The 10260-nt window shown below is 72.4% G+C and carries 8 protein-coding genes and 1 pseudogene; 2 read left to right on the top strand and 7 right to left on the bottom strand.

All coding sequences use genetic code 11. The features are described from left to right. Both N1F89_RS19525 and katG read right to left on the bottom strand, forming a co-directional pair. A pseudogene (locus N1F89_RS19525) lies at positions 1 to 292 on the bottom strand (MFS transporter); the annotation flags it as partial. A 322-nt stretch (positions 293 to 614) separates the two neighbouring features. Further along, positions 615 to 2795 (bottom strand): catalase/peroxidase HPI, encoded by a 2181-nt coding sequence (gene katG, locus N1F89_RS19530; RefSeq protein ID WP_290086115.1) that lies wholly within the window; start codon positions 2793 to 2795, stop codon positions 615 to 617. A gap of 240 nt (positions 2796 to 3035) precedes the next feature. Between katG and N1F89_RS19535 the strand changes: the two genes are divergently transcribed. Further along, positions 3036 to 3965 (top strand): hydrogen peroxide-inducible genes activator, encoded by a 930-nt coding sequence (locus N1F89_RS19535; protein WP_290086116.1) that lies wholly within the window; start codon positions 3036 to 3038, stop codon positions 3963 to 3965. Positions 3966 to 4042: 77 nt separating this feature from the next. Next, positions 4043 to 5185, top strand: coding sequence for a PQQ-dependent sugar dehydrogenase (locus N1F89_RS19540; RefSeq protein WP_290086117.1), 1143 nt, complete (start codon positions 4043 to 4045; stop codon positions 5183 to 5185). A 91-nt stretch (positions 5186 to 5276) separates the two neighbouring features. Here the strand turns inward: N1F89_RS19540 and N1F89_RS19545 are convergent, their stop codons facing one another. The 5 genes from N1F89_RS19545 to N1F89_RS19565 all read right to left on the bottom strand — a co-directional run. Beyond that, positions 5277 to 5693, bottom strand: coding sequence for an MAPEG family protein (locus tag N1F89_RS19545; RefSeq protein WP_290086118.1), 417 nt, complete (start codon positions 5691 to 5693; stop codon positions 5277 to 5279). A 35-nt stretch (positions 5694 to 5728) separates the two neighbouring features. Continuing rightward, positions 5729 to 7228 (bottom strand): IMP dehydrogenase, encoded by a 1500-nt coding sequence (guaB, locus tag N1F89_RS19550; protein WP_290086119.1) that lies wholly within the window; start codon positions 7226 to 7228, stop codon positions 5729 to 5731. A gap of 171 nt (positions 7229 to 7399) precedes the next feature. Then, positions 7400 to 8302, bottom strand: a complete 903-nt coding sequence (locus N1F89_RS19555; RefSeq protein ID WP_290086122.1) for an MBL fold metallo-hydrolase — start codon at positions 8300 to 8302, stop codon at positions 7400 to 7402. Positions 8303 to 8538: 236 nt separating this feature from the next. Continuing rightward, positions 8539 to 9249 (bottom strand): RlmE family RNA methyltransferase, encoded by a 711-nt coding sequence (locus N1F89_RS19560; protein ID WP_290086120.1) that lies wholly within the window; start codon positions 9247 to 9249, stop codon positions 8539 to 8541. Beyond that, a partial coding sequence (locus N1F89_RS19565) for a Ppx/GppA phosphatase family protein (protein ID WP_290086121.1) occupies positions 9246 to 10260 on the bottom strand: 1015 nt, incomplete at its 5' end. The genes N1F89_RS19565 and N1F89_RS19560, both read right to left, overlap by 4 nt.

The following is a 10260-nucleotide window of genomic DNA, read 5'->3' on the forward strand; positions in this document are numbered from 1 at the left end:
CGAAGCGGTCGCCGTCGAGCGCGGCGGCGATCGCCGCGCCGTCCATCGCCCACTCGCGCCCCAGCGCGCCGAGCGCCAGCGCGCGCGGCGTGTCGGCGTCGAGCAGCCAGGCCGCCGAGCGGCGCCGGCGCAGCGCGTCGTAGACGATGTTGCCGATCGCCGCCCGGTCGGCCGAGCCGGCGAAGCGGTGCGACAGCCCCCAGTCCTTCAGCGCCTCGGCGGCCGGCCGGTGGCGCCGCTCGATGTCGTCGAGAATGTCGATTGCCGCGGCAAGCCGCCCGCCAAGACGCATGTGCGATACCCGTGGTTTCGCCCGCACGTGCGGGCGCGGGCGCATGATCCCGCCGGCCGGTCGCCGGCCCGCGGATGCGATCATGCGCAAGGAAAAACGACTGCCCTGACCCGATGACCCGGGGCAGGCCGGTCTAGACCATGACGGGGAAACCTGTGAAGCGGTTTTCGCATGCCGTCCCGGTCTGCCCGCACGATCGGCCGCACCGCGGCGCCAGGCGATGCCGCGCGGCAATGCGAAAGGGCGCGGATCGCTCCGCGCCCCGTCGTCTTCCGCTTGCCGGGAAGCGGCCCGCCCGTGCGGCCGCTCCGGTCGCCGTGCCCTACGCCTGCAGGTCGAAGCGGTCGGCGTTCATCACCTTGGTCCAGGCCGCGACGAAGTCCTTGACGAACTTCTCGTGGCTGTCGGCGCAGGCATAGACCTCGCCCAGCGCGCGAAGCTGGGAATGCGAGCCGAAGATCAGGTCGACCCGCGTCGCCCGCCACTTCAGCGCGTTGGTGGTGCGGTCGCGGCCCTCATAGGTGCCGTCGGCGGCGGGCTGCCACTGCGTCTCCATGGTCAGCAGGTTGACGAAGAAGTCGTTCGTCAGCGTGCCGACCCGGTCGGTGAAGACGCCGAGATCGGAGCCGCCCGCGTTGGCGCCGAGCACGCGCAGGCCGCCGAGCAGCACCGTCATCTCCGGCGCCGTCAGCGTCAGCAGCTGCGCCCGGTCGACCAGCGCCTCCTCGGGCACCATGAACTGCTCGCCGCTCAGATAGTTGCGGAAGCCGTCGGCGCGCGGCTCCAGCGCGGCGAAGGATTCCACGTCGGTCTGCTCCGCCGAGGCGTCCATGCGGCCGGGCGTGAAGGGCACGGCGACCTCGACGCCGGCGTCGCGGGCCGCCTTCTCGACCGCCGCCGCGCCGCCGAGCACGATCAGGTCGGCGAGCGAGACCTTGCGGTCGCCGGTCTGGGCGTCGTTGTAGGCCTTCTGGATCTCCTCCAGCTTGCCGAGCACCTTTTCGAGCTGGGCCGGGTCGTTGACCTGCCAGTCCTTCTGCGGCGCCAGCCGGACGCGCGCGCCGTTGGCGCCGCCGCGCTTGTCGGAGCCGCGGAAGGTCGAGGCCGAGGCCCAGGCGGCCGAGACCAGCTCGGAGACCGTCAGGCCGCTGTCGAGGATCTTCGCCTTCAGCGTGGCGATGTCCTGCTCGCTGACCAGCTCGTGGTCGACCGCCGGGATCGGGTCCTGCCAGATCAGCGTCTCGTCGGGCACCAGCGGACCGCGGTAACGGGCGAGCGGGCCCATGTCGCGGTGCGTGAGCTTGAACCAGGCGCGCGCGAAGGCGTCGGCGAACTCGTCCGGGTTCTCGTAGAAGCGCCGCGAGATCTTCTCGTATTGCGGGTCGAAGCGCAGCGACAGGTCGGTGGTCAGCATGGTCGGCACGTGCTTCTTCGACGGGTCGTGCGCGTCGGGCACGGACGGCTCGGCGTCCTTCGCCCGCCACTGCCAGGCGCCGGCCGGGCTCTTCTCCAGCTCCCACTCGTACTTGAACAGGTTGTCGAAGAAGTGGTTGGTCCAGCGGGTCGGCTCCTGCGACCAGGTGACCTCCGGGCCGCCGGTGATGGCGTCGGCGCCGAAGCCGGTGCCGTGGCCGCTCTTCCAGCCCAGCCCCTGGTCCTCGATCGCCGCACCTTCCGGGTCGGGACCGAGCAGCGACGGATCGCCGGCGCCGTGCGTCTTGCCGAAGGTGTGGCCGCCGGCGATCAGCGCGACGGTCTCCTCGTCGTTCATCGCCATGCGGTAGAAGGTCTCGCGGATGTCCTTGGCGGCGGCCACCGGGTCGGGCTCACCGTTGGGGCCTTCCGGGTTGACGTAGATCAGGCCCATCTGCACGGCGGCCAGCGGCTCCTCGAGCTGGCGCTCGCCGCTGTAGCGCTCGTCGCCGAGCCAGGTGCCCTCGGGGCCCCAGTAGAGCTCCTCGGGCTCCCACACGTCCTTGCGGCCGCCGGCGAAACCGAAGGTCTTGAAGCCCATCGATTCCAGCGCGACGTTGCCGGCCAGGATCATCAGGTCGGCCCAGGAGATCTTGCGGCCGTATTTCTGCTTGATCGGCCACAGCAGACGGCGCGCCTTGTCGAGGTTGGCATTGTCCGGCCACGAGTTGAGCGGCGCGAAGCGCTGCTGGCCGGCGCCGGCGCCGCCGCGCCCGTCGGTGATGCGGTAGGTGCCGGCGCTGTGCCACGCCATGCGGATCATCAGGCCGCCGTAATGGCCGAAATCGGCCGGCCACCAGTCCTTCGAATCCGTCATCACGGCGTGCAGGTCCTTGATCACGGCATCAAGGTCGAGGCTCTCGAACGCCTCGGCGTAGTCGAAATCCTTGCCCATCGGATCGGACAGCTCGGAATTGCGATGCAGCACGTCGACGTCGAGCATCTCCGGCCACCAGTCGCGATTGCGGCGGCTGCGGCGGCCATGGCCGAACGGGCAACCGCCCCGGTTCTCGTCAGTTCGTGCGTCCATGTCTCTCTCTCCGATCGTGTTCGGCGATCTCCCGCCGACGGCGCGACGCCGTCGGGGTCTCGCAAGGGATGCCGGCTGGCGCGGCGACGGTGGCGGCCGCGAGCCCGCGGCCTGCGCCGCGCCGACCGGTATCCGGTCGCGCGGCGGCGTACCGCGCCACCGTCTAGAACGATTCCAGACTAGCCGGAAAGTGCGATAATCACCAATTGTGTTTTCTGTTGTCTTCGATAATCTGCTCCTATGATACGGCTGACGATCCGGCAGCTCGAATATTTCCAGGCGCTCGCCGAGGCGGGCCATTTCGGCCGCGCCGCGCGGCTGGCCGGCGTCAGCCAGCCGGCGCTCTCGGCGCAGATCGCCGAAATGGAGGAACGGCTCGGCTGTCCGCTGTTCGAGCGCGGCCGGCGCGCCGTCGGCCTGACCGAGGAAGGCCGCGCCATCCTGCCGCGCGTCGAGCGCCTGCTCGCCGAGGCGCGCGAGCTGGAGGCGGTCGCGCGGCGCGGCCGGCGCGCCATGGAGGGCCGCTTCCGGCTCGGCATCATTCCCACCGTGGCGCCCTATCTCCTGCCGCGCGTGCTGCCGGAGTTGCGCCGCCGGTTTCCCGAACTGCAGACGGAGCTGCGCGAGGCGGTGACCGACGTGCTCGCCGAGGCGGCGGTGACCGGCGGCATCGACGCCTTCGTGGCGGCGATGCCGGTCGAGCACCAGAGCCTGATCGCCGAGCCGCTGTTCACCGACCGCTTTCTGCTCGCCGTGCCGCCCGGCGACCCGGGCTTCGCCTCGCCGCCCGTGCCGCCGGAAAGCCCGGCGCTGGAGCGCCTCATGCTGCTCGAGGAAGGCCACTGCCTGCGCGAGCAGGCGCTGGCGGTGTGCGGCCGCATCAAGCCGGTGACGATGGCGCGCTACGGCGCCACCAGCCTGACGACGCTGTTGCAGATGGTGGCGCACGGCATGGGCGTGACGCTGATTCCGGAGATGGCCGTGGCCGGCGCCGGCGCCACCGCCGGCATCAAGGTCGTGCCGTTCGCCGAGCCGCAGCCGGCGCGCACCATCTGTCTCGCCTGGCGCAGGAACGGGCCGCGCCAGGACGAATGCCGGGTGCTCGCCGAGGTGATCCGCGCGGTGAACGCGCCGGCGCCGGCGGCCGCCGGGCCGCTCACGCAGGCGTGAAGGAACGGCCGCGCTCCCGCCCTATTTAGCCTGATCGATCCGATCGATCGCCCATGCAGCACCCGAGGAGGCCTTCCATGCGCATCGCCGCCGTCACGCTTGCCGCGCTCGCCCTGCCGACCGTCCCGGCCGCGGCACAGTCGTCCTTCACCGTCGAGAGCAACGAACGCACCCTTTCCGCCACGCCGGTGGCCGCGTTCCAGGAGCCGTGGGCGATGACCTTCCTGCCCGACGGCGCGCTTCTGGTGACCGAGAAGCCGGGCACGCTCCAGCTCGTCACGCAGGACGGCGAGAAGACCGCCGTTTCGGGCGTGCCCGAGGTCGCCTATGGCGGCCAGGGCGGGCTCGGCGACGTGGTGCCGCATCCCGACTTCGTCGAGAACGACGTCGTCTACCTGTCCTATGCCGAGCCCGGCGAGGGCGGCACGCGCGGCGCGGCCGTGGCGCGCGCCACGCTGGCGCGCGGCGACGGCTCGCCGGCGCTGGAGAACCTGGAGGTGGTCTGGCGCCAGCAGCCCAAGGTGAGCGGCAGCGGCCACTACTCGCACCGCCTCGCCTTCGCGCCGGACGGCGAGGCGCTGTTCATCACCTCCGGCGACCGGCAGAAGCAGACGCCGGCGCAGGACATGCAGCAGGCGCTCGGCAAGATCATCCGGCTCGACCCCGACGGCAGCGTACCGGACGACAACCCGTTCCAGGATGCGGGCGAGCTCGCCCGCTCGTTCTGGTCGGTCGGCCACCGCAACATGCTGGGCATCGCCTTCGACGCCGAGGACCGGCTGTGGGCGATCGAGATGGGGCCGCGCGGCGGCGACGAGATCAACCTGATCGAGGCCGGCGAGAACTATGGCTGGCCGGTCGTCTCGAACGGCCGCAACTACAGCGGCGCCGACATCCCCGACCATGCGACGCGGCCGGAGTTCGCCGCGCCGGAAGCCTCCTGGACGCCGGTGATCTCGCCGGCCGGCCTCGTCATCTATTCCGGCGACATGTTCGCCGACTGGCAGGGCAACGCGCTGACCGGCGGCCTGTCGAGCCGGGCGCTGGTCCGCATCGATCTCGGCGAGCAGGACGACGGCACGATGGCCGCCGAGATCGAGCGCTTCGACATGGGCGCGCGCATCCGCGAGGTCGAGCAGGGTCCGGCCGGCGCCGTCTGGGTGCTGGAGGACGGTGACGGCGGCCGCCTGCTCCGGCTGACGCCGGCCGGCGCGGGCTGAGCGGCGCACCCGGGCGCATGCGCGGCCAACCGGCATCCGCCGACCGGGCCGCGCATCGGCGACGCGACGACCGGCCGCCGACCGGCGGCGCCTACTGCAACAGGAGCTGGACGGCGAAAACGAGCCAGCCCGCGCCGAGCGCCAGGAAGCCGGCGACGAAGATCGGCCGGCGCGCCTGCAGGCGGTTGCTCGTCACATGCACCCAGGCGTGCGCCAGCCGTGCGACCACGAAGAGCCAGGCGAGCGTCAGGGTGAGGATCGTGACGCCGCCGGTGACGTAGAGCGCCAGGCACAGCGCGTAGAACAGCACCGGCAGCTCGAACTGGTTCTTCAGGTTGTTGACGGCGAACAGGCTCTCGTCCGGCTCGTCACGGTTGTCGCGGAACTGGGCGGCGCGGGCGCGGCCGGCCTTCACCGCCGCGATGCGGCGCTGCGAGACCAGCGCATAGACGCCGTAGACGAGGGCGACCTGGACGAGCATCGGCCAGAAGATGGCGGTCTGGGACATGGCGCCTCGCGTTGTGCGGCCGGCCGCGGGGGCCGTCAGTTGCCGGGATAGTTGGGGCTCTCGCGGGTGATGGTGACGTCGTGCGGATGGCTCTCGCGCAGGCCGGCCGGCGACACGCGCACGAAGGTCGCCTTGTCGCGGAAGCTCTTCAGGTCGCGCGCGCCGACATAGCCCATCGCCGCCTTCAGCCCGCCGACGAGCTGGTGCAGCACGCCGGAGGCCGGTCCCTTGTAGGGCACCTGGCCCTCGATCCCCTCGGGCACCAGCTTCAGCGTGTCGCGCACCTCGGCCTGGAAGTAGCGGTCGGCCGAGCCGCGCGCCATCGCGCCGACCGACCCCATGCCGCGATAGGCCTTGTAGGAGCGGCCCTGGTGCAGATAGACCTCGCCCGGGCTCTCGTCCGTGCCGGCCAGCAGCGAGCCGATCATCGCCGCGCCGGCGCCGGCGGCCAGCGCCTTGGCCAGGTCGCCGGAATATTTGATGCCGCCGTCGGCGATCACCGTCACGCCCGATCTGTCGGCCGCCTCGGCCGCCGCCATGATGGCGGAGAGCTGCGGCACGCCGACACCGGCCACCACGCGGGTGGTGCAGATCGAGCCCGGACCGATGCCGATCTTGACGGCGTCCGCGCCGGCATCGACCAGCGCGCGCGTGCCCTCGGCGGTCGCCACGTTGCCGGCGATGATGCGCACCGCGTTGGACAGCTTCTTGGCCCGGCCGACCGCGTCGATGACGCGCTGCGAATGGCCGTGTGCGGTGTCGATGACCAGGATGTCGACGCCCGCGTCGATCAGCCGCTCGGCGCGCTCGTGGCCGTCCTCGCCCACCGTTGTGGCGGCGGCGACGCGCAGCCGGCCGTGCGCGTCCTTGCTGGCGTTCGGGTTGAGCTGCGACTTCTCGATGTCCTTGACGGTGACGAGGCCGACGCAGTTGCCGGCGTCGTCGACGACCAGGAGCTTCTCGATGCGGTGCTGGTGCAGCAGCCGCTTGGCCTCCTCCTGGTCGACGCCCTCGCGCACGGTGACGAGGTTCTGGTGCGTCATCAGCTCGCTGACGCGCTGGCCGGGATCGGAGGCGAAGCGCACGTCGCGGTTGGTCAGGATGCCGACCAGCCGGCCGGTCCGCTGGCCGCCGGCGCCGGCGTTCTCGACCACCGGGATGCCGGAGATGCCGTGCGCGCGCATCAGCGCATAGGCGTCCGACAGCGTGGCGTCGGGACCGATGGTGACGGGGTTGACCACCATGCCGGACTCGAACTTCTTGACCTGGCGCACCTCCTCGGCCTGCTCGGCCGGCGTCAGGTTGCGGTGGATGACGCCGATGCCGCCGGCCTGGGCGACGGCGATCGCCAGCCGCGCCTCGGTGACGGTGTCCATGGCCGCCGACAGGATGGGGATGTTGAGGTCGACGTCGCCGGCGATGCGCGTGCGCACGTCGGTCTGGCCCGGCATCACCTCGGAGTGGCCGGGCTGCAGCAGCACGTCGTCGAAGGTGAGCGCCAGCGTGCCGGTCGCCGATTCAATGATTTTCGCCATGGCCAACCCCAGGATTCGGGAAAGCCGGCCCCGTGCCGCCCGCGCCTCGCGCCGCCGCCGACTCGTGCCGCCGTCCCTTTGCAGATTGGCACGGGTCGCTACCATGTCTTCACCCGCATGGGAAGACGCGACGAGCAAACGCCGCGCGTCCCGGCCGTGCCCGCGGCCGGGCTACAGATCGAACTGGTAGCTCTCGGGCACGAAGCGGTAGCCGGTGTCGAGCGTCTCGATGTAGCCGGCCGCCGGGAACGGCATATGGTAGCCGATGAAGGGCATGCGCTCGGCGGCCACCATGTCGAAGACGCGCTTGCGCGTGGCGGCGGCGGCCGCCTTGTCCATGTCGAAGCGCACCTCCCAGTCGGGGCGCTGCAGCGACAGGACGAAGTGGTTGGCCGTGTCGGCGGTCAGGAGCAGAGGCCGGCCGCCCGATTCCAGCATGAAGATCATGTGACCCGGCGTGTGGCCGAAGGCGGCCATCGCGGTGATGCCGGGGAGCACCGTGCCGCCGTCCTCGACGAAGGTCATCGCCTCGGCGAACGGCTCGACCGTCTGCTTGGCGAGCTGGTGGCCGTTCTCGGCCGGCGTGCCGGCGCGCGCCGCGTCGAGCCAGAAGTCGTACTCGGCGCGCCCGGCGGCGTAGCGCGCGTTCGGGAAGGCCGGCTCGCCGCCCTCCGTCATGCCGCCGATGTGGTCGGGGTGGAAGTGGGTCAGCACGACCAGCGTGACGTCCTCCGGCGCGATGCCGGCGCCGGCGAGGCGCTCGCGCGTGCGCCCGACGCCGCCCTCGCGGCCGCCCTCGCCGTTGCCGGTGTCGAACAGCACGACCTCCGAGCCCGTGCGCACGGCGGTCGGCGCGAAGCCGAGCTGCATGCGCTCGGCCGGCAGGAAATTGTCCTCAAGCAGCGCGCCGACCGTCTCGGCCGACTGGTCGGTGCCGAAGATCGACTGCGGCTCGGGCACCGTGCGGGCGCCGTCATTGACCACGGTGATCTCGAAGTCGCCCAGCGTGAAGCGGCTGAAGGCATCGGATGCGAGCGGCGCGGCGGCCTGCTGGGCGCTGGCGGCGCGCGTCATGATCTGCGGCGCGGCGAGCGTGGCGGCGGCGCCGGCGAGCCCGAGCTTGAAAAGCGAACGTCGGTCGGTGCTGGCAGTCATCGTGGCTGTCTCCTGTCGCGGTGTTCACCCCTGCGACAGACCTGGGCCAGGCGGGGCGGAAGGCAAGGCGCGCGGCCGCCGCACCGCCGCCCGCGGCGGCGAACACAGCGTCCACGCAGCGGAGACGACGGCAGTGCCGGCCGGTTGCGGCCGGCTCAGTCCCCGCCGTCGGGGCGACCCCTGAAGCCCTTGGCGAGCAGATAGAGCTCGGCCGATTCGTCGCGGCTGGCCGGCGGCTTGACATGGTGGACGGAGCGGAAGGCGCGCTTCAGCCGGTCGAGCAGCGCCGCCTCGGTGCCGCCCTGGAAGGTCTTGGCCAGGAAGTGGCCGCCCGGCGCCAGCACCGCGACGGCGAACTCGGCCGCCGCCTCGCACAGATGCATGGTGCGCAGATGGTCGGTGCGGCGGTGGCCGGTGGTCGGCGCGGCCATGTCGGACAGCACCACGTCGGGCGGGCCGTCGAGCGCCTCCATCAGGCGCGCCGGCGCGGCGTCGTCGAGGAAGTCCATCTCGAGGATCAGCGCGCCCGGCACCGGATCGACCGGCAGGTAGTCGATGCCCACCACGTGCGGCGCGTCGCCGGCCGAGCCGGTGCGCTCGGCCGCCACCTGGCACCAGCCGCCGGGTGCGGCGCCGAGGTCGATGACGCGGCTGCCGGGCGTGAGGATCTTGTGCCGGTCGTCGATCTCGATGAGCTTGAAGGCGGCGCGCGAGCGCAGGCCGGCCGCGCGGGCGCGCTGCACATAGGGGTCGTTCATGTGGCGCTCGAGCCAGCGGCGCGACGATTCCTTCAGGCCGTGGCGCTTGCGCAGCCGGGTGTTGAGCGAGCGGCCGCCGCGCCCGCCGCCCTTGCCGGACGGGCTCACGATGCCGGCTGCCGGCGCCGCCGGCTCCTGCGCCAGGCGCCGTCGAGCGCCATCATCTCGGTCAGCATGCCCTCGCGCAGGCCGCGATCGGCGACGCGCAGCCGCTCGCTCGGCCACAGCCGGCGGATCGCCTCCAGGATGGCGCAGCCGGCCAGCACGAGGTCGGCCCGGTCGGCGCCGATGCACGGATTGGCGCGGCGCCGGTCGAAATCCCAGCCGAGCAGCGTGGCGATCATCCGGTCGACGGCGGCGCGGTCCATCCACAGGCCGTCGACGCGGCGCCGGTCGTAGCGCGGCAGGCCGAGATGGACGCCGGCCAGCGTGGTCACCGTGCCGGAGGTGCCGAGCAGGTGGAAGCGGCCGCCACCGGCGACGTGGTCGAGCCGGTCGCGCCCCTCGAAGCCGGCGAGCAGCGCAGACACGTCGGCGACCATCGCCTCGAACAGCTCGGGCGTGACGTGGCGGCCGCCGAAGCGCTCGGCCAGCGAGACGACGCCGACCGGCAGCGAGGTCCACGAGACGATGTGGTCGGCCAGCCGCGGCGTGCGGCGGCCCGACAGGTCGATCAGCGCGATCTCGGACGAGCCGCCGCCGATGTCGAACAGCACCACGCCCTCCGTGCCGCGCTCGACCAGCGAGCCGCAGCCCGACACGGCGAGCCGCGCCTCGGTGCGGCGGTCGATGACCTCGAGCGCCAGGCCGGTCTGCGCCTCGACGCGGGCGAGGAACTCCGCCCCGTTGGCCGCCGCGCGGCAGGCTTCGGTGGCGATCAGCCGGGTGCGGCGCAGGCGGCGGGCGCCGAGCTTTCCGGCGCACACGCCGAGCGCCTCGACGGCGCGCTGCATGGCCGGCTCGCCGAGCCGGCCGCTCGCCGTCAGCCCCTCGCCGAGGCGCACGATGCGCGAGAAGGCGTCGACGACGCGGAACTGGCCGGGCCGCTCGGGCACGGCGACGAGCAGGCGGCAGTTGTTGGTGCCGAGATCGAGCGCGGCATAGGCCGGCCGCTCGGCG

The sequence above is a fragment of the Aquibium sp. A9E412 genome (assembly GCF_030398335.1).
GTDB lineage: Bacteria > Pseudomonadota > Alphaproteobacteria > Rhizobiales > Rhizobiaceae > A9E412.